Consider the following 23,565-nt stretch of genomic DNA (forward strand, 5'->3'; position numbering starts at 1 on the left):
CCACACCGGGACAACTTGTTTCACTATGGCAGGCGATGCACGCCACCGCCGTCACCTTCTGCAGGACCCCGTGACAAGGACGCCATTCTGTACAACAATTATACAACAGTTTTACAAGGTAGGCGCTCCCCGTCTTGGATGCCAACGGGAACGCCTCGCTGATGACAAGGACGCTGCCATGCCCACCTCCACTGCCACGGCCTTCTGGACGCTCACGCCCGGCCACGGTGCCCTGCGCGAGGAGTCGCTCCCTGCCCCGGGCGAGGATGAGGTGCGGGTTCGCGCCCGCTACAGCGGCATCAGCCGGGGCACCGAGGCGCTGGTGTTCAATGGCGAGGTCCCTCCTTCCGAACATCAGCGCATGCGCGCGCCCTTTCAGGCGGGCGACTTCCCGGGGCCGGTGAAGTACGGCTATGCCAGCGTCGGGGTGGTGGAGGACGGCCCGTCGGCCCTGCGGGGTCGCGAGGTGTTCTGTCTGCACCCGCACCAGGATCGCTACGTGGTGCCGGCCGAGGCCGTCGTGCCGCTGCCCGAGGCCCTGCCCACCGAACGCGCGGTGCTGGCCGCCAACATGGAAACCGCCCTCAACGGCGTGTGGGACGCGGCACCGCGCCCCGGCGATCGCATCGCGGTGGTCGGCGCCGGGGTAGTCGGCGCGCTCGTCGCCTACCTCTGCGCGAGCCTGCCCGGCACGCGAGTGGAACTGATCGACATCGACCCCGGGCGTGCCGCCCTCGCCCGCGCGCTGGGCATGGCCTTCCGATCCCCCGACGCGGCCAGCGGCGACGCCGACCTGGTGTTTCACGTCAGCGGCGCATCGCAAGGCCTGGAACACGCCCTGACCCTGGCGGGGTTCGAGGCGACGCTGGTCGAGATGAGCTGGTACGGCCGGCAGCGCGTCTGCCTGCCGCTGGGCGAGGCCTTCCACGCCCGACGCCTGACGCTGCTCTCCAGCCAGGTCGGCTCGGTGGCCCCGGCACGCCGGGCGCGCTGGTCGCATCGGCGTCGCCTGGGCCTGGCCCTGGAGCTGCTTGCCGACCCGTGTCTGGACGCCCTGATCGAGGCCGAGAGCCCGTTCGCCGATCTGCCCGAACTGATGCCGCGGCTGGCCCGGGTCCGGGGCGCCCTCTGTCACCGCCTACGCTACGCATGAATGCTCGCCATCGCGAGCCAAGGAGCCCGACACGATGTTCAGCCTGACCGTCCGCGACCAGATGATGATCGCCCACAGCTTTCGGGGCGAGGTCTTCGGTCCGGCACAACGCCGCCATGGCGCGACCTACGTGGTCGACGTGACCTTCCAGCGCCCCGAGCTCGACGAGCATGACCTGGTCGTCGACATCGGCCTGGCCAGCGATACCCTCAAGACCGTGCTGGCGGAATTCCATCTTACCGACCTCGACGAGCAGGATGCCTTCCGGGGCCGCAACACCACCACCGAGTTCATGGCGCAGGCGGTCTTCGAGCGCCTGGCCCGGCGGATTCGCGACGGCGAACTGGGTGAAGGCGCCAAGGCGCTGACCCACATCAAGGTGACGCTGCACGAGTCGCACGTCGCCTGGGCCGGCTACGAGGGGGCACTGTGACGGACCTGACCTTCATCGTCGCCGGTGACCCCGGCCAGCTCACCGGCGGCTACGTCTATGACGCCCGCATCGTCGATGCCCTGCGTCACCAGGGCTGGCAGGTCGAGGTCGTGGGTCTGGAAGGGCGCTTCCCCGAGCCCGACGCCACCGCCGGTCAGGCGCTGGACAGGGCACTGGCCGACTGCCCCAACGGCGCGCAGGTGGTGATCGACGGCCTGGCCATGGGCGGGCTGCCGGAGATCGTCGCCCAGCATGCCCCGCGCCTGGATCTCACGGCGCTGGTCCACCACCCGCTGGCCGACGAGACCGGTCTCGACGATGCCCAGCGCACCCGCTTCCAGATCAGCGAGACACGCGCGCTGGCCGCGGTGAACCGGGTCATCGTGACCAGTCCCTTCACCGCCCGCCGGCTCGCCGACTTCCAGGTGGGCGCCGACCGCCTCCACGTCATCGAGCCCGGTGTCGAACGCCCGTCGATGCCTTCCCGGCGTGCCGCGCGCCACGACGGTCCCGCGCGGCTGCTGTGCGTGGCCACGATCACCCCGCGCAAGGGCCACGACATCCTGGCCGAGGCCCTGGCCGGGCTGGCCGACCGGGACTGGCAGTGCGACTGCATCGGCGGTCTCGATCGCGATCTCGACCACGTCGAGCACGTCCGCGAACGCCTCGCCGCCCACGGGCTGAGCGACCGCGTCCACCTGCTCGGCGAGCGTGCTCCCCGGGCCCTGGCCGAGGCCTACGCGGCGGCGGACCTGTTCGTGCTGCCCTCGCACTACGAGGGCTACGGCATGGTGGTCAGCGAGGCCCTGGCCCACGGGCTTCCCGTGCTCACCACCACCGGCGGCGCCCTGGCCCATACGCTGCCCGACGGCGCCGGCCTGCAGGTGCCGCCCGGCGATTCCACGGCACTGGCCGAGGCCCTGAGGCGCTGGCTGGATGACGCCGCCCTGCGCGAGCACCTGCTCGAGGGGGCCCGCGAGGCCGGTCGGGCACTGGCCGACTGGGACACGGCCGGCCGCGCCTTCGCCGCCGCCCTCGTGACTACCCCGGAGACTCGCTGACATGACCCTGGCACCGGCAAGCCGCACGCCAATACCGCCGGGCGGCCGTTTCGAGGGCCGCTGGCTGGCCCTGCGTGAACCCGCCGATCACCGGGCACGCGATGCCTCGCTGACGGCTGCGGCCCGCCACTGGCTGGAAGGGTGTCGCCACGATGACCGTCCGCTGCAACTGATCGACCTGGCCAGCGGCAGCGCCAGCAACGTGGCCCACCTGGCCACGCGCCTGCCCGGCCCCCAGCACTGGCGGCTGATCGACCAGGACGCCGCGCTGCTCGCACAGGCCGACGAGCGTCTGCAGGCACTGCGCGATGAGGCGGGCCGCCCCCTGACATGGCGCACCGAGTCACGCTCGCTGACGCCCTTCGACCCGACCCTGCTCGACGGAGCCGACCTGGTCTGCGCCTCGGCGCTGTTCGACCTGGTCTCCCGCGACTGGCTCGCCGGGGTCGTGCAGGCCATGGCCGAACGGCGCCTGCCCGGCCTGTTCACGCTCAGCATCACCGGCGGCTGGTGCTTCATCGACGCCGACGGCCACGACCGGGAGGACGCCGACGATCGCTGGGTACGCCGCATCCTCGATACGCACCAGCATCGGGACAAGGGCTTCGGCACCGCTCTGGGCGGCGCGGCCACCGACACCCTCGCCGAACGCTTCGCCGCCCACGGCTACGACCTGAGGCGTGCCGCGAGCCCCTGGATACTGCCGCCTGCCGACGCCGATGCACGTCCGCTGGCACTGGCCCTGCTCGACGGCTGGGCGGAGGCCGCCCTCGAACAGCGCCCCGATTCGGCCGCGCGCCTGCATGGCTGGCACGTCCACCGCCGTGCCCGACTGGAGGCGGGGGACTGGGGAGTTCGCGTCGAGCACGACGACCTCTTCGTCCACCCGCGTCACGCGCCATGACACGCCTACCGCCGGGCACCCTGGCGCGCCTGGCCTTCAGCCTGGCGCTGCTGGCCGGGCTGCTGGCCTGGCTCGAGCCGGCGACGATTGCCGCCGAACTCGACGAGCTGGCACTCGGCTGGGTCATGCTCGGCCTGCTGACCAGCCTGCCCCAGGTGATCGTCTCGGCCTGGCGATGGCGGCTCACCGCCCGCCTGCTGGATGTGCCGCTGTCCCGCGCGGCGGCCTTTCGCGAATACTACCTGGCGACCTTCCTCAATCAGCTGCTGCCCGGCGGCGTCATGGGCGACGTCGCCCGCGCCTGGCGGCATGCCGGCGCCAGCGGTGCGCGGCGCGCGGCGGTTCGGGCCGTGGTCATCGAGCGCACCTCGGGCCAGCTGGTGCTGTGGGGGGTCACCGCCCTCGCCCTGCTCACCCCGGTCTGGCAGGCCCCGCTGGCTCTCGCCGGCCATCATCTCGCCGCCCTGCCGGGCATCGCGCACGCCGCGGCGGTGCTGGGCCTGTCGGGCTTGATCGCAGGGCTGGCCGTGCTCTATCGCCGGCCGCCGCGGGCGCTGGCCGGACTGGGCGGCGACCTGGCCCGCACCCTGCTCGCCACGGCCGCCTGGCCGCGCCAGCTGCTCGGCTCGCTGGCCGTGGTCGCCAGCTACCTCGCGGTCTACCTGTGCGCGGCCAGGGCCGTGGGGGCCGAACTGCCGACGCTGACCCTGGTGGCGCTGATCCCGCCGGTGCTGATGGCCATGGCCCTGCCGCTGTCAGTCGCCGGCTGGGGGCTGCGCGAAGGCGCCGCCGCACTGGTCTGGAGCCTGGTCGGCCTGCCCGCCGCCCAGGGCGTGGCGATCTCCATGACCTATGGCCTGCTGGTGCTGCTGGCCAGCCTGCCCGGTGCCCTCTGTCTGCTGCACCGGTGGCGCGGCGTCGGCGAGCGCCAGGTCGAGCAGCAGGTCCTCGCCGCAGACGAAGTGGCGCATCGGCGGGCGGCGCGCCCGGTCGAGGGTATCGATGGCGGGCAGGGTCAGGCCGGGGCGCCCGGAGCCGATGAGCAACGGCGCCATCAGGACGTGCAGACGGTGCAGCACGTCGGCATCGAGAAAGCGCGAGACGGTGATGCCGCCGCCCTCGATCAGCACCCGAGGCAGCCCCTCGGCAGCCAGCGCCGCGAGAATCGTGGCGGGGGCGATGTCGCCGGGCGGGACATCCAGCTCGAGATGCCGGACATGCGCGCCGGCCCCGGCCAGGGGCGGCACGCCGCGGCCCACCAGGTGCCAGGTCGCGGCCAGTCCGTCCTGGAAGACGACCCGCGAGGCGGGCAGGCGGCCGCGCGGGTCGAGGATCACCCGACAGGGGTGGCGGCCCTCGACGTGACGCACGGTCAGCTGCGGGTCGTCGGCGGCCACGGTGCCGGCCCCGACCAGCACGGCATCGACCAGGGCCCGCAGGCGATGCAGGTGGACCCGGCTGGCCAGGCCGTTGATGTAGTGCGAGGCGCCGGTTTCGGTGGCGATGCGCCCGTCGAGGCTCTGTCCCAGCTGGGCGATGGCCAGCGCCCCGGGGCACGCCACCAGCGGCAGCAGGCAGTCGAGGAGGTCACATACCGCCTCGTCGAGGTCGCTATCGCTGCGCCAGGCGCCACCACGGCACACCTCGAGGGTCATCCACTCGGCCGCGAAACGGGCGACGGAGATACGTGACCAGTCATGTTCACGGGCCTGACGGACCAGCCGCCAGGCCGCTGAAAGAAGCGAGTCGTGCATGTCCCCTCCGGGAAGGCGTGACGGCTCATCATGCGCAGCCCGGCTGCGCCGGGGCAACCCCAACGCAAGGAGACGCTCATGCATCAGGTCGAACGCGCCCTCTTCGATATCCGTCGCGGCTTGCCGGTGCTGCTGCGTGACGGCGACGACACCCGCCTCGTGCACCCGCTGGAAAGTCTCGACGCCGCCGGGCTCGCCGCCCTGGCCGAGCGGCCGGACGCCCCGCACCTGGTACTCAGCCGCCACCGTCTGGCACGCCTGGGCCACCGCATCGATGCCGACGGCGCCCGCCTGCCGCTGACGCCCGCCCTGTGCCGGGATATCCGGCAGCTCAACGCCCTGGCGTTCGGCCTGGACCCCGCCGGCGCCCTGCCCGAGCTGCACCCGGCCGGACAGGCCGATCGGGCGGCCCTGGCGCTGATGCGCCGCGCCCTGCTGATTCCCGCGGCCCTGACGACCCGCGTGTCCCGCGATGAACGGGCCGGCGTCGAGGCGCGCCTGGCCAGCGGCGAGCTGCTGGCCGTCGAGGCCGCACAGGCGTCACGCCTGTTCGACACCGCCCGCGGCATGCTGCGCCGGGTCAGCGAGGCACGGATCCCGCTGGCCGAGGCCGCCGAGAGCCGCTTCATCCTGTTCCGCGAGCCCGACGGCCTGCGCGAGCATGTGGCGATCGTGATCGGCGAGGCCGGGCACTGGCCGTCCGCGGTGCCGCTGCGCCTGCATTCGGCCTGCCTGACCGGCGACCTGTTCGGCAGCCTGCGCTGCGACTGTGGCGAGCAACTGCGCAATGCCGTGGCCGAGATCGCCGCGCTGGGCGGCGGCGTGCTGCTCTACCTGGCCCAGGAAGGACGCGGCATCGGACTGGCCAACAAGCTGCGCGCCTACACCCTGCAGGACACGGGGCTGGATACCGTGGATGCCGACCAGGCCCTGGGCTTCGGCGAGGACGAGCGGCAGTACGGGGTGGCCGTGGACATGCTGGCCGCACTGGACATCCGACGGGTGCAGCTGCTCACCAACAATCCGGTCAAGATCACCGCGCTGACCGACGGCGGCATCGAGGTCGCCGAGCGTCAGGCCCTCTATGGCCGGCTCACCGAGCACAACGCGCGCTACCTGCATGCCAAGGCCCACCGCGCCGGGCATCTGCTCGACGAGGTGCTCGGCGATCACCGCGAGTCCGGCCGGGCCTGAAAGTCGTCGATGGCCATGGCGCGGGTGTCGCCGAGGACAGCGGCCAGCCGCGCCGCATAGTGGGCCACCAGTCGTTCGCCGAGCTCGGGGCTGGCCAGCCGGGCGTTGCCGACCACGCCGCCGGGATGCAGGTCCTCGGCCAGCCAGGCGAACGCCGCCTCGCCCTCGGGCCCCAGCCGGCCGCCGTCGGCAGCCATCGTCTCGCCCCGTGACTCGGGATGCGCGAGGCACTCCCGGCGCACCGATGCCGGAGCCAGTGCCAGCATCAGTGAGGTCTCCAGGGCGCCGCCGTGCAGGCCATGTCGCCACTCCGCGTCGGGCAGCAGCCCCTCGGGCGGTGCGAAGCGCATGTAGTGGGCCTTGACCACCAGCATGCCCCAGCGCCGTCGCAGCCGCAGCGCGGCAATCTCCATCACGCCCTTGTTGCCGCCGTGGGCGTTGAACAGCACCAGGCGTCGCACGCCGGCTCGGGCGAGCGCATCGCCGTGGGCCTCGATCACCGCGATGGCCACCTCCGCCGGCAGGCTCAGGGTGCCGGGAAAGCTCAGATGCTCGTCGCTGGCCCCCACCGCCATGGCCGGCAGCACCAGCAGCGGAAAGTCGTCCGCCAGTCGCCTGCGCGCCGCCGCCGCCAGCCCCGCGGCGATGTCGTGGTCGGTGGACAACGGCAGGTGGCCGCCGTGCTGCTCGATCGCCCCCATCGGCAGCAGCGCCACCGTGTCCGAAGTCACACGCTCGCGCAGCTCGATGCTGGTCAATGCCTGCCAGTCCCGTCCCGGCTGTCGTGTCATGGGTCAACCCTCGATCGTCGCGAATACGGCACCATCGTCATCGACATTACGTCAGGATACGCTAGGATGCAGCCGCTTCGATCGCCCCATCACCCCCTTCGTCTGCCAGGGAGCCTGCCATGCTGGAAGTCATCTGTCTCACCGTCGCCTTCATGCTCGGGCTGCTGGCCTGGCGGTGCGGCCTTCCGGCACTCATCGGCTTCCTCGCCGCCGGCTTTCTCATCAACCCCTTCGCCGAGCATCTTGCGCTGCCCGCGAGCACGCCGGCCATCCTCGACCATGTCTCGCACCTGGGGGTGCTGCTGCTGCTGTTCACGGTCGGCCTGAAGCTCAAGCTGCGCAGCCTCGGCCAGCCCGAGGTGCTCGGCGGCGGCCTGATCCACTTCATCGCCACCCTGGCGGTCTTCGCCCCCGGCCTGCACTGGCTGGGCGGCATCCCCTGGCCCACGGCGGAACTGCTGGCGGTGGCACTGGCCTTCTCGAGCACCGTGCTCTCGGCGAAGAGCCTGGAGGCCCGCCGCGAATTGCGCGCCTTCCACGGCCGGGTGGCGATCGGCATCCTGATCATCCAGGACCTGATTGCCCTGGTGGTGCTGGCCTTCTCCACCGGCCAGGTCCCCTCGCCATGGGCGCTGTGCCTGCTCGGCCTGCCGCTGCTGCGTCCGCTGTTCTACCGGCTGATCGACTGGAGCGGCCACGACGAACTGCTGCTGCTGATGGGGCTGGTGCTGGCGGTGGTGATCGGCGGAGCCGGCTTCACGGCACTGGGCCTGTCCGGCGAGGTCGGTGCACTGCTGCTCGGCGCCCTGGTGGCCGGCCATCCCCGCGCCCAGGAACTGGGCAAGTCGCTGTGGGCGCTCAAGGAGCTGTTCCTCGTCGGCTTCTTCCTCAAGATCGGCATGTCCGGGCTGCCCGACTGGCAGTCGCTGGGCTTTGCCCTGGCCTTCACCGCCCTGCTGCCGCTCAAGGCCGCGCTGTTCTTCTTCCTGCTGATCCTTTTCCGGCTGCGTGCGCGCAACGCCTTCCAGGCCGCCATCAGTCTCACCAGCTACAGCGAGTTCGGGCTGATCGTCGCCGCCGCGCTGGTGCCCGACGCCCTGGTCAGCCTGGCGCTGGCGGTGGCGCTGTCGTTTCTCGTCGCCGCCCCCCTGCAACGCAACGCGCACGCCCTGTTCGCCCGCTTCGAGCCCTTCCTGCGGCGCTTCGAGAAGGATCACTGGCACCCCGACGAACAGCCCGCCTCGCTGGGCGAGGCCCGGGTGATGATCGTCGGCATGGGGCGCACCGGCACCGCCGCCTACGACCGGCTGCATGCCGACCACACGTACCTGATCGGCCTGGATGCCGACCCCAGCCGGGTCGAGAGCCATGTCCGTGACGGCCGACACGTGGTCTACGCCGACGTCGAGGACGTGGGCTTCTGGAACAGCGTCGAGCTGCGCCACGTCGAGGTCGTGGTGCTGTCGCTGCCGGACGCCGAGACCAAGATCTTCGCCACGCGTCAGCTGCGCGCGCACGGCTTCACCGGGGCCATCGTCGCCCACAGCCTCTACGAGGACGAGGCCGAGGCGATTCGCCAGGCCGGCGCCAACCAGACCTACCTGACCATGCACGAGGCCGGCCTGGGGCTGGCCGAACACGTCCGTCAGGGACTGCATGTCGCCGCGACACGGTAGACGGCGGCAAACAAGGCTTGCAAGGGCCGGCCTCAACCGTTGCAATGGGTGCCAGACCACTTTTCCCCGGAGGGCCGCATGACACCCGCAGCGCCCCCCTCGCCATGCACTCCGGACGGCGACTTCCGCCGGGTGGGCGTGGAGATCGAGTTCGCCGCCATCGCTCCGCAGGCCGCCGCAGAACTCGTGCAGTCGCATTTCGGCGGGCAGATCGAACGCCTGGGCCCGCACCGGCTCAAGGTCGTCGGCACGCCCCGCGGCGAGTTCACCATCGAGCTCGACGCCAAGTACGCGCACCCGGATGATGCCCTGGTACAGAAGGCCCGCGAGCGCGGCGACGACGAGTGGCTGCACTGGCGACTGGTCCTGCACAACCGCACCCGCGAGCTGATCGGTGACGCCGTGGCCGGCGTGGTGCCCACCGAGATCATCTGCCCGCCGCTGCCCTGGCCGGCTCTCGGCGAGCTCGACGCGCTGTTCGCCGCCCTGCGCGTGCAGGGTGCACGCGACACCCGCGACAGCCTGCTCTACGGCTTCGGCCTGCACCTCAATCCCGAAGTGCCCGCTACCGACGCCGCCACGCTGCTCTCCCACCTGCGCGCCTATCTGATTCTCGCCGACTGGCTGCGCGAGCAGATCGACATCGACATCACCCGTGCGATGCTGCCCCATGCCAATCCCTTTCCACGGGACTATGCCATGCAGGTGCTGGATCCGGACTACCGGCCGGATCTCGATACCCTGATCGATGACTACCTGGCCGCCAACCCGACCCGCAACCGCGAGCTGGACCTGTGCCCGCTGTTCGCCCACCTGCGCCCCGACAGCCCGCACGCCCTGCTGCACGAGGAACTCGTCAAGCCCCGGCCGACCTTCCATTACCGCCTGCCCAACGCCCAGCTGTCGCAGCCGGGCTCGGCCACCGCGGAGTGGAATCGCTGGGTCGAGGTGGAGCGGCTGGCCGCCGATGCCGACCTGCTGGCCCAACGCAGCGCGGATTATCTGGCTCATCACCGGCGCCCCTCGGTATCGCGCTGGCTGGATCGACTCAGGGAGTGGATGAAGGAGGCATGAGACGTCCGCGCATCGGCATCACGACCTCGGATCACAAGAGCCGTCTCGCCTGGTGGTGCGACTGGCTGGCCGTGTGGCGCGCCGGCGGGCTGCCGGTCCGCCTGTCCCCGTCGCGCGGCAGCGACGTGCCTCTCGACGGCCTGATCGTCGGCGGCGGCGACGACATCGGCGCCCAGCTCTACGGCGGCGAGATGCAGCTCGACGTGCGTGTCGACCCGCAGCGCGACACCCTGGAACTGGCGCTGCTGGAACGCGTGCTGCCGACGAATTGCCCGGTACTGGGCATCTGTCGCGGCGCCCAGATCATCAACGTGTTCCTCGGCGGCTCGCTGATCACCGACATCCACGCCACCTTCGAGCACATCCGCCCGCGACGTACCGTGCTGCCGCGCAAGACCGTCCGGGTGACGCCGGGCAGCCGCCTGCACCAGCTGCTGGGCGTCGACAGCTGCCACGTCAACAGCCTCCACCACCAGGCCATCGATCGTACCGGCCACAATGTCCGCGTCGTCGCCCGCGACCGCGACGACCTGGTACAGGGCATCGAGAGCACCGATCATGACTTCGTCATCGGCGTGCAATGGCATCCGGAGTTCCTGGTCTTCAATCGTCCCCAGCAGCGCCTGATCCGTGCCCTGGTCGAGCGCGCCGCCGCCCGCGAGGCACCCCGCCCGCTGTCCCGCTCCGACGAGGTGCTCTGACCCGGTGCTCTGACACCGACCGTGGTCTCGCCGCCCCGCTTCGACCATGGTCGGGCTCTGCGTCGCCACCCCGGCTGGCCTAGGCTGGGGAGCAGCCAACAACGACAAGAGAGCCACGCCGCCATGACTCACGCCCGCGCCTACGCGGCCGCCGACACCCTGATCGTCGGCGCCGGCCCCGCCGGCTGCCTGCTCGCCAAGCGCCTCTCGGAGGACCCGCACCACCGGGTCACCCTGGTCGAGGCCGGGGGACGCGACAACTACCCGTGGATTCACATCCCGGTCGGCTACCTGTACTGCATCGGCAACCCGCGCACCGACTGGTGCTACCGCACCGAGGAGGAGGGCGGCCTCAACGGGCGCTCGCTAGGCTATCCCCGCGGCCGGGTACTGGGCGGCAGCTCGTCGATCAACGGCATGATCTACATGCGCGGCCAGGCCCGCGACTACGACCACTGGGCCGCGCTCGGCAACGCCGGCTGGGACTGGCAGAGCGTGCTGCCCTACTTCCGACGCAGCGAGGACCACTATGCCGGCGCCAGCGACGCCCACGGCACCGGCGGCGAGTGGCGCGTCGAACGTCAGCGGCATCGCTGGGAGATCCTCGAGGCCTTCCGGGCCGCCTGCGCCGAGCAGGACATCCCGCCGATCGACGATTTCAACCTGGGCGACAACGAGGGCAGCAGCTACTTCCAGGTCAACCAGCGTCGCGGCGTGCGCTGGAACGCCTCCAAGGCGTTTCTGAAGGGACTCGAGGCGCGCGAGAACTTCACCCTGATCACCGACGCCGAGGTCGACCGCGTGCTGTTCGACACCGGCGGCGAGAAGCCCCGGGCCTGCGGCATCCGCGTGTGCCTCGACGGCGCCTTCCAGACACTGGCCGCCGACCAGGTGATTCTCTGTGCCGGCGCCATCGGCTCGCCGTCGATCCTCCAGCGTTCCGGGGTCGGCCCCCGGGCGCTGCTCGATGCCCTGGCCATCCCGCGGGTGCACGAGCTGCCGGGCGTCGGCGCCAACCTGCAGGATCACCTGCAGCTGCGCATGATCTATCGCATCCAGGGCGCCCGCACCCTCAACGAGATCGCCGGCTCCTGGCGGGGCAAGCTGGGCATGGCCTGGCAGTACCTGCTGAAGCGCAGCGGGCCCCTGACCATGGCGCCCAGCCAGCTCGGCGCCTTCGCCCGCTCCGACCCCGACCAGCCCAGCGCCAACCTGGAGTATCACGTTCAGCCGCTGTCGCTGCCCGCCTTCGGCGAGCCGCTGCACGACTTCCCCGCCTTCACCGCCTCGGTGTGCAACCTGCGGCCGGCCAGCCGCGGCCACGTGACGATTCGCTCCCGGGACATGCGCCAGCCGCCGCGCATCGCCCCCAACTACCTGAGCGAGGCCGAGGACCGGCGCGTCGCGGTGGACGCGATTCGCCTCACGCGGCGCATCGCCGGCGCCCCGGCACTGGCCCCCTACCGCCCCGAGGAGATCAAGCCCGGCCCGGACTACCAGAGCGACGCGGCGCTGGCCGAGGCGGCGGGCGACATCGGCACCACCATCTTCCACCCGGTGGGCACCTGCAAGATGGGTCAGAACCCGCAGGCGGTGGTGGACGACCGGCTGCGCGTGCACGGCCTGGATGGCCTGCGGGTGGTCGACGCCTCGATCATGCCCACCATCGTCTCCGGCAATACCTGCTCGCCGACCCTGATGATCGCCGAGAAGGCCGCGGCGATGATGCTCGAGGAGCGTCAGTGGCAGGCCATCGGTCGCGAGACGCCGGCCGCCGCCGAGGCGAATGTTTCCTGAGAGGCTGTCATCCTCTGCGGGGAGCACACGGCACGAGGACGCAGGAAAGAAAGGACAGAAAGGAAAAACGGCCCGCAGGGCGCGGGCCGCACAGCGAGAAACGGCGAGCCGTCAGTCAAGACGCGCCTCCAGGGTGATCTCGGCGTTGAACAGCTTGGACACCGGACACCCCGCCTTGGCCTTGTCGGCGCAACGCTGGAAGACGTCCGCATCGGCACCGGGGATCCGGGCCCGGGTTTCCAGATGGATGGCCGGGATGCTGAAGCCCTCGTCATCCTGCACCAGCGACACGGTCGCCCGGGTATCGATGGCTTCAGGCTCCAGACCTTCCTCGCCGAGGATCATCGACAGCGCCATCGAGAAGCAGCTGGCATGGGCGGCGCCGATGAGCTCCTCGGGGTTGGTCCCGGCCTGCCCCTCGAAGCGCGTGTTGAAACCGTAGGGGTTGGCCTCGAGCGCCCCGCTCTCGGTGGACACCTGACCCTTGCCCCTTTTCAGGCTGCCCTGCCACTGGGCCGACCCCTGCTTCTTGATCGTCATGTACTGCCTCCTTTCCGTGATGACGTGGCGGCGCGTCGGCGCCGCTTCGCTCACTGTAGTGCATGCCGACGAGTCCGGCGCACTTCAAGGGCTCAGCTGTCCGACGCCTTCGCATCCTCCCGGCAGGCGGCCAGTGCAGCGGCCACCTCGGCCTGCCCCAGGCCGCGCAGTCGCGCCATGTTGCGTTCGGGGATGCTCTCGGGGTCCGGGTAGTCCTCGAGCGCCCGACTCAGGCTCGCCTCGCGCAGCAGGTGCAGCATCGGCCAGGGCGAGCGATTGGTGGCGTTGGCCGGGTCGTCGGGCTCGGCATCCGCGAAGCAGTAGTCCGGATGAAAGCTCGCCAGCTGGTAGCGCCCGGTGTAGCCCTCGAGGTCGAGCAGGCGTTCCGCCAGGTCCAGCAGATCCAGGTAGTCGTCGAAGGCCGCCACCGCCCCGGTCAGGATCAGCAGCGTCGTCTCCACCGTCTCGTCGGCATCGAGGCGGCGGCACTCCTCGATCAGGGCCTGCAGCACGGCCTCGGTGTTTCTCGACGCCACGGTGATGTAGCGCACCCGCTCGCGACGCACTTCGGGCGCGGCAAAGGGGCACAGGTTGTGGGCGATCACGAAACGCGTCACCCAGGCACGGGTGGCGGCGATCGCGGCCGTCTCGACGGTCGAGGAAGACATGGCACGCTCTCATGGCAGAAGGCCGTGCAGTATAGCCCTTGCAGCACTGCGGCGCCTGGCCCACCATGAGTGGAAATCATTACCACATAGTGGAGGCCATCGTGCCCGACACCCGCACCACCGTCACCCTGCCGGCCACCGCCACGGCCTCGGCCGTCACCCTGCCCGCGCTCGGCCAGGGCACCTGGTACATGGGCGAGGGACGCGCCCCGCGCGACGCCGAGGTTCGTGCCCTGCAGCAGGGGCTCGACCTGGGACTGACCCTGATCGACACCGCCGAGATGTACGCCGACGGCGGCGCCGAGGAGGTCGTCGGCGACGCCCTGCGCGGGCGGCGCGACGAGGCCTTCCTGGTGTCCAAGGTCTATCCCTGGAACGCCGGGCGCGACAGTGCCATCGCCGCCTGCGAGCGCAGCCTCGCGCGGCTGGGCACCGACCATCTCGACCTCTACCTGCTGCACTGGCCGGGCAACATCCCCCTCGACGAGACCCTGGAGGCCTTCGAGCGCCTGCTCGAGCAGGGCAAGATCCGCCGCTTCGGCGTCTCCAACTTCGACCTCGACGACCTGCAGGCCCTCTGGTCACTGCCCGGCGGCGAGCGCTGTGCGGTCAACCAGGTGCTCTATCATCTGGGCTCGCGCGGCATCGAGCACAGCCTGCTGCCCCGCCAGCGCGAACGCGACCTGCCGACCATGGCCTACTGCCCGCTGGCCCAGGGCGGCCGCCTGCGCCGCGACCTGCTCGGCCATGCCGAGGTGCGAGCCGTGGCCGAGGCGCACGGTGCCACCCCGGAGCAGGTGCTGCTGGCCTGGGCGATTCGCCCCGCCCCCGACGGACGACGCGACGTGATCGCCATTCCCAAGGCGGTGCAGCCCGAGCACGTCCGCGCCAACGCCGAGGCCCTGACGCTGCGCCTCGACACCACGGCCCTGGCCCGGCTGGACGCCGCCTTCCCGGCGCCCGAGCGCAAGCCCCCGCTGGATATCGTGTAAACGCGCCGCTACAGCAAGGAAGGCGCGCCGGGGTCACGGAACGCCCGGCCACGTCGTGAGGCCAGCCGATCCGCCAGCCGCGTCGGCTCCGGCAGCTTGGTGCGCCCCAGGCAGGCCAGCGTCCACTCCAGCGCCGTGGCCAGGCTCAGGCGATGACCGGGCGAGACGATCACCGGCTTGACCCGCTCCCGGGAACGCAGCACGGCGCCGATCACCACCCGGCCGTCGTCGTCCAGCGGCACGTCAGCCGGGTCCTCGGCACGCCGGCGATCGGTCAGCGGCGTCCACTCGCCCTTCGCCGCCGGCACCTCGCCGTGACGGCCGCACAGGCGCTTCTTGGCCACCCCCAGGGTCGGCAGATCGAGCCACAGCCCCAGGTGCGCGGCGATGCCCAGCCGGCGAGGATGGGCGATGCCCTGCCCGTCGACCATCACCAGCTCGGGCCGCCGCGGCAGCTTGTCGAAGGCGCCCAGCGCGGCGGGAATCTCGCGAAACGACAGCAGGCCGGGAATGTAGGGCATGCGCGTGGGCTCGCGGTGCACCACCTGCTCCACCGTCTCGAGATCCGGCCAGCGCAGCACCACGACCGCCGCGCGGGTGGTCGCGCCGCCGTCCTCGAAACCGATATCCACCCCGGCGACATGCGTCACCGGATCACAGCGGTCGCGGCGTTCGAGCCGGGTGGCCAGGCGCGTCTGCAGCGCAATGGCTTCCTCCGGCGACAGGTCCCAGTCGTGCAAGGCGGTTCTCGGCATGGAGGCTCCTGGTTCAGGGTGGTCACTAAGGTAGACTAGGGGTTTTGTCGCGCAAGGGAATCCCGGGCGTCCATGCTGACACTTCTCCACACCGCCGACTGGCACCTCGGCCAGAGCTTTCATGGCCAGGAGCGCCACGCCGAGCATCGCGCCTTCCTCGACTGGCTGCTCGACACGCTCGCCACGCGCCGCCCCGACGCCCTGCTCGTCGCCGGCGATCTCTTCGACGTGGTCAATCCCTCGCTGCGCGCCCAGGGGCTGCTCTATGACTTCATCGTCGCCGCCCACGAGCGCCTGCCGACGCTCGACATCGTGCTGATCGCCGGCAATCACGACAGCGGCAACCGCATCGAACTGCCCGCGCCGCTGCTCGCCCGGCTGCGCACCCACGCCCGGGGCCGGGTCCACTGGCGCGACGACGGCCGCCTCGACGCCGAGCGCCTGCTGGTGCCGCTCACCGATGCCGAGGGCGAAACCCGCGCCTGGTGCCTGGCCCTGCCCTTCCTGCGCCCCGCCGAGGTGACCGGCCGCCGCGAGGGCGAGACGCAGGCCGACGACTACGTGTCCGGCATCACCCGGGTTCACCACGAGCTGATCGCCGCCGCCCGCCGGCGACGCGCTCCCGGTCAGGCGCTCGTCGCCATGAGCCATGCCCATCTGCAGGGCGCGGCGGTGTCCGAGGCCAGCGAACGGCCGATCGTCATCGGCGGCGAGGAAGCCGTCTCCGCCGCGCTGTTTCCCGACGACATCGCCTATGTGGCGCTCGGCCACCTGCATCGCGCCCAGCAGGTCGGCGAGACACGCATCCGCTACAGCGGCAGCCCGCTGCCGATGGCCTTCAGCGAGGTCGACTACGCCCACCAGGTCGTCGAGATCACCCTCGACGGCGAGCGGCTGCGCACCGTGGACGCCCTGCCCGTGCCGCGCCCGGTGGCCATGCATCGCCTCGGCCCGGCCTCCCTGGACACGGTGCTGGCCGAGCTCGACGCCCTCGACGACGACCCCGACAGCCCCCGCGAGACCTGGCCCTGGCTGGAGATCCGCGTCGATCTCGACGCCCCCCTGCCCGACCTGCGCGCGCGGGTCGAGGCGGCGCTGGCGGGTCGCGGTCTGCGCCTGCTGCGTCTGGCCCGCCGGCTGCCCGAGGCGGCGACCCCCGACGCCCCCGCCCGGGTCGACCTGCAGGCGCTCGGCCCGCGCCGGCTCTTCGCGCGCCGCTGGCAGGACCGCTGGGGCGAGCCGCCGGGCGATGACGTGCTCGCCGACTTCGACCGGCTGCGCCAGGACGTGCTGGATGCCGACGCGGAGGACGGCGCATGAAGATCCTCGCCCTGCGCCTGGCCAACCTGGCCTCGCTGCCCGGCCCGCTCGAGCTCGACTTCACCCGCGGCCCGCTCGCCGAGTCCAGCCTGTTCGCCATCACCGGCCCCACCGGCGCCGGCAAGAGCACCCTGCTCGACGCCCTGTGCCTGGCGCTGTACGGCAACACGCCGCGCCTGCGCCAGGCGCCCCAGCGCGACAGTCAGGTCACCGACGCCGCCGGGGTCATGCTGACCACCGCCGACCCGCGCACCCTGCTGCGTCGCGGCACCGCCGCCGGCCATGCCGAGGTCGACTTCGTCGGCCGCGACGGCCGCCGCTACCGCGCCCGCTGGGCGGTGCGCCGCGCCCGAGAGAAGGTCGACGGCCGTCTGCAGGCCGCCGAGCAGTCGCTGCGTGATCTCGACGACGACCGCCTTCTGACCGCCCAGAAGCGCGAGTTCGACCGCCTGCTGCCCGAGCGCCTGGGACTCTCCTTCGAGCAGTTCACCCGCGCCGTGCTGCTGGCCCAGAGCGAGTTCGCCGCCTTCCTCAAGGCCGACGACAACGCCCGCAGCGACCTGCTGGAACGCCTGACCGGCACCCGCGAATACTCCGCCATCTCGATGGCCGCCTTCCGTCGCGCCAGCGAGGCCAGACAAGCCGTCGAAAAGCTCGAGACCCGGCTCGCCGACGACCTGCCCGCCGACGCCGAGGCCCGCGACGAACTCGAGCAGCGCACCGAGGCCGCCCAGCGCGAGCTGGACACTTGTCAGAACCAGGCCGCCCGCCTGGAGAGCCGCGAGCAGTGGCACACCGCCGATGCACGGCTGCGCGAGGCCTGTGCCGAGGGCCGGCATCAGCAGGAGGACGCCGAGACCCGCTGGCGGGCCCTGGCATCCGCCCGGGAGGATCAGGTCTGGCGACGGGTGATGCTCCCTCAGCGCCATCGGCTGACGCGCCAAGCCGAGCTGCCCGGCGAGATCGGCGCCCTGGCGGCGAACCACGAGAAGACGCGGCGAGCGCTCACCGACGCCGAGCGCGAATGGGAACAGGCCCGCCAGGCCAGCGAGGCCACCGAACGCACGTTGACGGAAGCCACCGAGGCACGCGGGCAGGCCGAGCCCGCGCTGCGCGACGCCCGCGAACTGGCCCAGCGGCTCGCGACCCGGGAGCAGCAACTGGCAGAACTCGAGCGCACCCACGAGGAGCGCCGTCGACGCGCCGACTCCCTTGCCGAGCAGCGGCGCCAGGCCGACGACGCCCATGCCCGGCGGCGCGAGCAGCGCGACCGCTGGCACGCCGCCCTTCAGCGCCTGATCGGCGACCATGACGGTCTGGACACTGCCCGACAGGCTGCCCAGCGGGTCCATGATGCGGCCGCCCAGCGCCGGCTCGCGCTGAGTGAACTGTACGGCCACTGGCAGGCGACCTGTCGCGCCGACCAGCTCCATCAGACGCTGACGACGCGTCTGGCGGACAACGCGCAGCGACTCGAGGCCCTGCTCGCCCGGGGCCAGGCCGCCCGGCAGCGACTCGACGACGCCGAGCGCCATCTCACGAGCACTCGGGCCTTTGTCGAGCGCAGCCGCGCCGTGCGCAGCGAGAGCGTCATGCGCCTGCGCGAGGGCCTCGCGGACGGCGAGCCCTGCCCGGTATGCGGCGGGCTCGAGCATCCCTGGCGTCACCGGCCGCCCGTCTCGCCGGAGGCCGCCCAGCTCGCCGCCCAGCAGGCGGAAGAGGAGCGCCAGCTGGCAGACGCGCAGGATCAGCGCGATCGGGCCTACCAGCAGCGCTACGACATCGAAGGTGAATACCGCGCCCTGAAGGCCTCGGTGGCCCAGCAGCGCGAGGACCTCGGCAACGCCGACCGGCAGCGCGCCGAAGCGTATCGGACCCTCGACGCGCATCCGCTGCAGCCGGAGCTCATCGCCATCGCCGCCGAGGAGCGCGAAGCCTGGCTGGACCACCAGCAGCAGACCAGCGAGGCCCGGCGCACCGAGCATCGACGCGTCCTCGACGAGCTGGCCCGGGCCGAGACCGAGCTCGCGCCGCTGAACCAGACGCTGCACCAGGACGAGGTCGAGCTCGCCCGGCTCGACTCGCGGCAGGCGGAGCTCGCGCAGGAACTCACCGAGCTGGCCGAACGGCTGCCGCCGCTGCGTCAGGCACGCGATGCCCTGGCCAGCGACCTCGGAACACGGCTCGGCGAGCACGCCTCGCCGGACGCCTGGCAGCAGCACCTCGACACCCGCCAGGAACACGCCCGCCAGGCCCGGGACGCCGCCCAGGCACGCCATCACCAGGCGCAGCGCGAACATCAGCGTCTCGCCCAGCAGACAGACCACGAGGCCGAACACCTCGAGGCGCTGCGCCGCGAGCACGACACGCTCGCGCGCGAACTGGCCGACTGGCGCGCCGCCCATCCCGATCTGACCGATGACCGGCTCGCCCGCCTGCTGGCCCAGTCGGACGCGGAAGCCGAGCAGCAGGCGCGACAGGTGGCGGATGCCGAGACGGCCCGTCAGCAGGCCGCCACCCGCCTGGCCGAGCGCCGCCGGGCATTGCTCGACCACCGTCGTGGCCAGGGGCTGAGCGAAGGCGAGGAAACGGCGGAAATCCTGCTCGGCGATGCCGTCGAGGCCGCCATCGAGCGTCGTCGCCGTTCACTCGCCGAGGAACGCGCCGCCCTCGCGCCCCGGCTCGAGGCCGCGCAGCAGGCCCGCGACGCGGCCGTCCATGCCCTGCGCGACGACGATCGCAGGCGCGAGCGCCAGCAGGCCGGCCGGGCCGAGCTCGAGGCGGCGCGCGCCGAGTATCGCCGCTGGGGCAGCATCAGCGAGCTGATCGGTTCCGCCGACGGCAAGGCCTTCCGGCGCATCGCCCAGGCCTACAACCTCGAACAGCTCCTCGAGCACGCCAACGTGCATCTGGTCGGGCTGACGCGCCGCTACCGGCTGCTGCGCGGCGGCAGCGAGCTGGGCCTGCTGGTGGCCGACCTCGACATGGCCGACGAGCGCCGCTCGGTGCACTCGCTGTCCGGCGGCGAGACCTTCCTCGTCTCGCTGGCGCTGGCGCTGGGACTGGCCTCCATGGCCTCCGGGGAGCTCGTCATCGAGTCGCTGTTCATCGACGAGGGATTCGGCAGCCTCGACCCGCAGTCGCTGGCGCTGGCCATGGAAGCCCTCGACGGCCTGCAGGCCCAGGGCCGCCGCGTCGGCGTGATCTCCCACGTCCAGGAGATGCACGAGCGCATCCCGGTGCAGATCCGCGTGGAGCCGGAAGGCAACGGCACCAGCCGGGCCCGGCTGGTCGCGGGCTGACAGGCGCGGCAGCCCTCCGCCTTCTCAGGCGAAGGCCTGAATGCCGGTCTGGGCGCGCCCCAGGATCAGCGCATGCACGTCGTGGGTACCCTCGTAGGTGTTGACCGTCTCCAGGTTGACCATGTGCCGCATCACGCCGTATTCCAGCGAGATGCCGTTGGCGCCGTGCATGTCGCGGGCCTGGCGGGCGATGGCCAGCGCCTTGCCGCTGTTGTTGCGCTTGATCAGCGAGATCATCTCCGGCGTGGCCTGGCCGGCGTCGAGCAGACGGCCGACGCGCAGGCAGGCCTCGAGCCCCAGGGCGATCTCGGTCTGCATGTCGGCCAGCTTGACCTGCACCAGCTGGGTCGCCGCCAGCGGGCGCCCGAACTGCCGGCGCTCGAGGGTGTAGCCGCGCGCGGCATGCCAGCAGAACTCGGCGGCGCCCATGGCGCCCCAGGCGATGCCGAAGCGCGCCTTGTTGAGGCAGCCGAAGGGCCCGGCCAGCCCGCCGGCATCCGGCAGCAGCGCCTCGTCGGGCACGAAGACGTCGTCGAGGACGATCTCGCCGGTCAGCGAGGCGCGCAGCGAGAGCTTGCCGTGGATGGTCGGGGTCGAGAAGCCCTCGGCACCGCGCTCGACGATGAAGCCCTTGATCTTGCCGTCGTGGGCATCGGAGCGCGCCCAGACGATGGCGATATCGGCGATCGGGCTGTTGGTGATCCACATCTTGCGGCCGTTCAGCCGGTAGCCGCCGTCGACCCGGCGCGCCCGGGTCTGCATGCCGCCGGGGTCGGAGCCGAAGTCGGGTTCGGTCAGCCCGAAGCAGCCCACGAGTTCGCCACTGGCCAGCCCGGGCAGGTAGCGGCGTTTCTGTGCCTCGCTGCCGTAGGCCTCGATGGGATGCATCACCAGCGACGACTGCACGCTCATCGCCGAGCGGTAGCCGGAGTCGACGCGCTCCACCTCGCGGGCGATCAGGCCGTAGGCGACATGGCCGACACCGGCGCCACCGTAGGTCTCGGCGACGGTGGCACCGAGCAGGCCCAGCTCGCCCATCTCGCGCAGGATCTCGCGGTCGAAGCGCTCGTCCTCGAAGGCCTCTCGCACCCGTGGCTGCAGCTTCGCCTGGCAGTAGCCGCGCGCCATGGCCTGAACCTGGCGCTCGTCGTCGCTGAGCTGCTGTTCGAACAGCAGCGGGTCGTCCCACTGGAATCCACTCATCGTCGGCCTCGCGGAAAATGCATGAGCCGATGACTATAGCGCGCCTCTCGCGTCTCCCCCTATCGCCCCGGAGGCGATAACCGCTGCGATGCACCATGCCGCCCTGCCGGTGGGGGCGGCCGCCATGCTAGGCTGTGCGGCAAACAACGCCCGGAGCCGTTCTCTCATGCAGTCCGCGCAGCAACTACTCGAAACCCTGGTGGGCCACCCCACGGTGTCCCGCGATTCCAATCTCGACCTGATCCGCTTCATCGAGGGCTATCTCGAGGATTTCGGGGTACCCTGCCAGCGCATCGAGAGCGACGACGGCCGGAAGGCCAACCTGCTGGCGCGCATCGGTCCCGAACACGAGGGCGGCGTGGTGCTGTCGGGCCACACCGACGTGGTGCCGGTGGACGGCCAGCCGTGGACGAGCGACCCGTTCGCGCTGACCGAGCGCGGCGATGGCCGGCTCTACGGCCGTGGCAGCTGCGACATGAAGGGCTTCATCGCCTGCGCGCTGGCCCAGGTGCCGCGCTGGGTGGAGCAGAACCTCGCCCGGCCCATCTACCTGGCCTTCTCCTATGACGAGGAGGTCGGCTGCGTGGGCGCCCCGCGCCTGATCGAGCGGCTCATGGCCGACGCGCCCCGCCCCGCTGCGGTGATCGTCGGCGAGCCCACCCTGATGGCGCCGGTGGTCGCCCAGAAGGGCATCACCAACCTGCGCACCACCGTGACCGGCCTCGAGGCCCACTCCAGCCAGGTCAACCAGGGCGTCTCGGCGATCCACGTGGCCGCCCGCCTGGTGACCCGGATCGAGGACATCATGGCCGAGCTGCGCGAGGCCGGCCGGGTCGACGAAGCCTTCAATGTCGCCCATTCCAGCCTGCACGTGGGCCGGATCGCCGGCGGCACGGCGATCAACATCATGGCCCGCGAGTGCCGGTTCGACTGGGAGATCCGCCACCTGCCCCAGGACGGCTTCGAGGCGGTCTATTCGCGCTTTGAGGACTATGCCGAATCGCTCGAGCGCGAGCTGCGCCAACGCGCCCCGCAGGTCAGCATCCGCACCGAGCCGCTCACCGCCACCGTGCCGGGGCTGGCCGACCGCGACAACGCGGCGGCGCTTTCGCTGTGCCGGGCACTGCTCGGCGAAAGCGACACGGAGGCCGTCGCCTACGCCACCGAGGCCGGCCAGTTCCAGCAGGCCGGGCTGCCCACGGTGATCTGCGGCCCGGGCAGCATCGCCCAGGCCCACCAGCCGGACGAGTACCTGGAAACGGCGCAACTCGACGCCGGGATGGCTTTCATGCACCGACTCGGCGATCATCTGGCCGGCGCGTGAGCCCGCCACGCCGGCCAGCAGCCATCACCACCCCGACTACACCGTTGGTCACGTTGCCCAAATGTTGAACATATGGCAGCGTTGAATGAAACATTTGTGGAAACAACCGACGTGAAGGAACAGCAACGCAAGTCATCGTCGCGGCCCAGCGTCGCCGAGGCGCTGGCCGAGGCCATCTTCTCCGGCCACTACCAGCCGGGCGATTTCGTGCCCAAGGAACTCGCCCTGTGCGAGGAATTCGCCATCAATCGCTCGGCGGTACGCAGCGACCTTCGCCAGCTGGTGGATGTCGGCATCATCGAACGCATCTCGGGGCATGGCTCCAAGGTGCGCGACTATGCCGACTGGAACATCCTCGACCCCCAGGTCACCGAGTGGATGACCCGCTACGCGGCGCCCAACCCCAAGGTCCAGCGCGAGATCCTGACCTTCCGGCTGGATGTCGAGCCCTACGTCGCCATGACCGCCGCCAAGCGGGCCACGGCGCGCGACCTGGTGGCGCTCGAGGAGGCCTACGAGGGCATGGGGCAGAACCTGCACAACGCCACCAGCCCCGAGGAGCGCCGGCTGCACAGCGACTACGACGTCGCCTTCCACGCGGCGATCTTCAAGGCGACCCACAACATCGTCTGGTCGCAGCTCTCGCACATCCTGCGCCCGTCCATCTACCTGCTGGTGTCGATGTCCAACGTCAGCGAGACCGACGACCCCGCCGAGAGCCTGGAGCGCCACCGCCAGCTGATGGAGTGCATCCGCGCCCGCCAGCCCCGCGAGGCCTTCCGTGCCGCCCAGCGGGTCCTCGCCGGCACCGCCAAGGCGCTGGGCCTGGACGCCCCCGAGACCTCGCTGGGGCGCGGCGTCGAGCTCGACTGAGCCTTCCCGCCCGGCTGTCGATACCCGGCGACCGGCGAGCCACCCCGCCA

Annotated in this window: 20 protein-coding genes and 1 pseudogene; 15 read left to right on the forward strand and 6 right to left on the reverse strand. The window is 71.5% G+C overall.

What is annotated here, in order from left to right:
* Positions 1-178: 178 nt before the first annotated feature.
* The 5 genes and pseudogenes from KGQ91_RS14965 to KGQ91_RS14985 all read left to right on the forward strand — a co-directional run.
* Positions 179-1,153, forward strand: coding sequence for a zinc-dependent alcohol dehydrogenase (locus tag KGQ91_RS14965; protein WP_224421342.1), 975 nt, complete (start codon positions 179-181; stop codon positions 1,151-1,153).
* Positions 1,154-1,187: 34 nt separating this feature from the next.
* Complete coding sequence (locus KGQ91_RS14970; protein ID WP_224421343.1) at positions 1,188-1,586, forward strand: 6-pyruvoyl trahydropterin synthase family protein; 399 nt, start codon at positions 1,188-1,190, stop codon at positions 1,584-1,586.
* Positions 1,583-2,647: a glycosyltransferase family 4 protein gene (locus KGQ91_RS14975; protein ID WP_224421344.1), complete on the forward strand. Its 1,065-nt coding sequence runs from the start codon at positions 1,583-1,585 to the stop codon at positions 2,645-2,647. Before KGQ91_RS14970 ends, KGQ91_RS14975 begins: the two co-directional genes overlap by 4 nt.
* A gap of 1 nt (position 2,648) precedes the next feature.
* Positions 2,649-3,551 (forward strand): hypothetical protein, encoded by a 903-nt coding sequence (locus tag KGQ91_RS14980; RefSeq protein WP_224421345.1) that lies wholly within the window; start codon positions 2,649-2,651, stop codon positions 3,549-3,551.
* Positions 3,548-4,417: pseudogene (locus KGQ91_RS14985) on the forward strand (lysylphosphatidylglycerol synthase transmembrane domain-containing protein); the annotation flags it as partial. The gene KGQ91_RS14980 and the pseudogene KGQ91_RS14985, both read left to right, overlap by 4 nt.
* On the opposite strand, the gene KGQ91_RS14990 reads toward KGQ91_RS14985, so the two are convergent.
* A complete protein-coding gene (locus KGQ91_RS14990; RefSeq protein ID WP_318010299.1) occupies positions 4,307-5,389 on the reverse strand; it encodes a RibD family protein in 1,083 nt (360 codons plus the stop codon). The pseudogene KGQ91_RS14985 and the gene KGQ91_RS14990 overlap by 111 nt on opposite strands.
* On the opposite strand from KGQ91_RS14990, the gene KGQ91_RS14995 reads away from it, so the two are divergent.
* The gene (locus KGQ91_RS14995; RefSeq protein WP_224421346.1) at positions 5,384-6,499 is read left to right on the forward strand and encodes a GTP cyclohydrolase II; all 1,116 of its coding nucleotides are present in this window, start codon (positions 5,384-5,386) and stop codon (positions 6,497-6,499) included. The two genes, KGQ91_RS14990 and KGQ91_RS14995, sit on opposite strands and share 6 nt — an antisense overlap.
* Here KGQ91_RS14995 and KGQ91_RS15000 read toward each other — a convergent pair.
* Positions 6,475-7,290 carry a creatininase family protein gene (locus KGQ91_RS15000; RefSeq protein WP_224421347.1) on the reverse strand — a complete coding sequence of 272 codons (816 nt, stop codon included), beginning with the start codon at positions 7,288-7,290 and terminating at the stop codon, positions 6,475-6,477. The genes KGQ91_RS14995 and KGQ91_RS15000 overlap by 25 nt on opposite strands.
* Before the next feature lie 119 nt (positions 7,291-7,409).
* Here KGQ91_RS15000 and KGQ91_RS15005 point away from each other — a divergent pair, with 119 nt between their 5' ends.
* The 4 genes from KGQ91_RS15005 to KGQ91_RS15020 all read left to right on the forward strand — a co-directional run bounded on the left by KGQ91_RS15005 (position 7,410) and on the right by KGQ91_RS15020 (position 12,538).
* Positions 7,410-8,966, forward strand: coding sequence for a cation:proton antiporter family protein (locus tag KGQ91_RS15005; RefSeq protein WP_224414517.1), 1,557 nt, complete (start codon positions 7,410-7,412; stop codon positions 8,964-8,966).
* Between the two features lie 78 nt (positions 8,967-9,044).
* Complete coding sequence (locus tag KGQ91_RS15010; protein ID WP_224421348.1) at positions 9,045-10,040, forward strand: amidoligase family protein; 996 nt, start codon at positions 9,045-9,047, stop codon at positions 10,038-10,040.
* The gene (locus tag KGQ91_RS15015; RefSeq protein ID WP_224421349.1) at positions 10,037-10,741 is read left to right on the forward strand and encodes a gamma-glutamyl-gamma-aminobutyrate hydrolase family protein; all 705 of its coding nucleotides are present in this window, start codon (positions 10,037-10,039) and stop codon (positions 10,739-10,741) included. The genes KGQ91_RS15010 and KGQ91_RS15015 overlap by 4 nt, the downstream gene beginning before the upstream one ends.
* A 123-nt stretch (positions 10,742-10,864) precedes the next feature.
* Positions 10,865-12,538: a GMC family oxidoreductase gene (locus KGQ91_RS15020; RefSeq protein WP_224421350.1), complete on the forward strand. Its 1,674-nt coding sequence runs from the start codon at positions 10,865-10,867 to the stop codon at positions 12,536-12,538.
* 111 nt (positions 12,539-12,649) lie between these two features.
* Here KGQ91_RS15020 and KGQ91_RS15025 read toward each other — a convergent pair whose 3' ends face one another.
* Both KGQ91_RS15025 and KGQ91_RS15030 read right to left on the reverse strand, forming a co-directional pair.
* On the reverse strand, positions 12,650-13,078 hold the full coding sequence (locus KGQ91_RS15025) for an OsmC family protein (RefSeq protein WP_224421351.1): 429 nt from the start codon (positions 13,076-13,078) through the stop codon (positions 12,650-12,652).
* A 92-nt stretch (positions 13,079-13,170) separates the two neighbouring features.
* A complete protein-coding gene (locus KGQ91_RS15030) occupies positions 13,171-13,746 on the reverse strand; it encodes a DUF1415 domain-containing protein (RefSeq protein WP_224421352.1) in 576 nt (191 codons plus the stop codon).
* A 101-nt stretch (positions 13,747-13,847) separates the two neighbouring features.
* Between KGQ91_RS15030 and KGQ91_RS15035 the strand changes: the two genes are divergently transcribed.
* Complete coding sequence (locus KGQ91_RS15035; protein WP_224421353.1) at positions 13,848-14,738, forward strand: aldo/keto reductase; 891 nt, start codon at positions 13,848-13,850, stop codon at positions 14,736-14,738.
* Between the two features lie 8 nt (positions 14,739-14,746).
* On the opposite strand, the gene nfi is transcribed toward KGQ91_RS15035, so the two are convergent.
* Positions 14,747-15,493, reverse strand: a complete 747-nt coding sequence (nfi, locus tag KGQ91_RS15040) for a deoxyribonuclease V (RefSeq protein WP_224421354.1) — start codon at positions 15,491-15,493, stop codon at positions 14,747-14,749.
* A 72-nt stretch (positions 15,494-15,565) separates the two neighbouring features.
* On the opposite strand from nfi, the gene KGQ91_RS15045 reads away from it, so the two are divergent.
* On the forward strand, positions 15,566-16,813 hold the full coding sequence (locus tag KGQ91_RS15045) for an exonuclease SbcCD subunit D C-terminal domain-containing protein (RefSeq protein WP_205596225.1): 1,248 nt from the start codon (positions 15,566-15,568) through the stop codon (positions 16,811-16,813).
* On the forward strand, positions 16,810-20,115 hold the full coding sequence (locus KGQ91_RS15050; RefSeq protein WP_224421355.1) for an AAA family ATPase: 3,306 nt from the start codon (positions 16,810-16,812) through the stop codon (positions 20,113-20,115). Before KGQ91_RS15045 ends, KGQ91_RS15050 begins: the two co-directional genes overlap by 4 nt.
* Before the next feature lie 24 nt (positions 20,116-20,139).
* Here KGQ91_RS15050 and KGQ91_RS15055 read toward each other — a convergent pair whose 3' ends face one another.
* Entirely contained in the window at positions 20,140-21,318 is a 1,179-nt protein-coding gene (locus tag KGQ91_RS15055; protein WP_224414504.1) for an acyl-CoA dehydrogenase, read from the reverse strand.
* 166 nt (positions 21,319-21,484) lie between these two features.
* Here KGQ91_RS15055 and argE point away from each other — a divergent pair, with 166 nt between their 5' ends.
* Both argE and KGQ91_RS15065 read left to right on the forward strand, forming a co-directional pair.
* Complete coding sequence (gene argE / locus KGQ91_RS15060; RefSeq protein WP_224414503.1) at positions 21,485-22,642, forward strand: acetylornithine deacetylase; 1,158 nt, start codon at positions 21,485-21,487, stop codon at positions 22,640-22,642.
* Positions 22,643-22,753: 111 nt separating this feature from the next.
* Positions 22,754-23,515: a FadR/GntR family transcriptional regulator gene (locus KGQ91_RS15065; RefSeq protein ID WP_377172487.1), complete on the forward strand. Its 762-nt coding sequence runs from the start codon at positions 22,754-22,756 to the stop codon at positions 23,513-23,515.
* The last annotated feature ends 50 nt before the right edge of the window (positions 23,516-23,565 follow it).

This window comes from Modicisalibacter tunisiensis (assembly GCF_020148005.1).
In the GTDB taxonomy this organism is placed as follows: domain Bacteria; phylum Pseudomonadota; class Gammaproteobacteria; order Pseudomonadales; family Halomonadaceae; genus Modicisalibacter; species Modicisalibacter tunisiensis.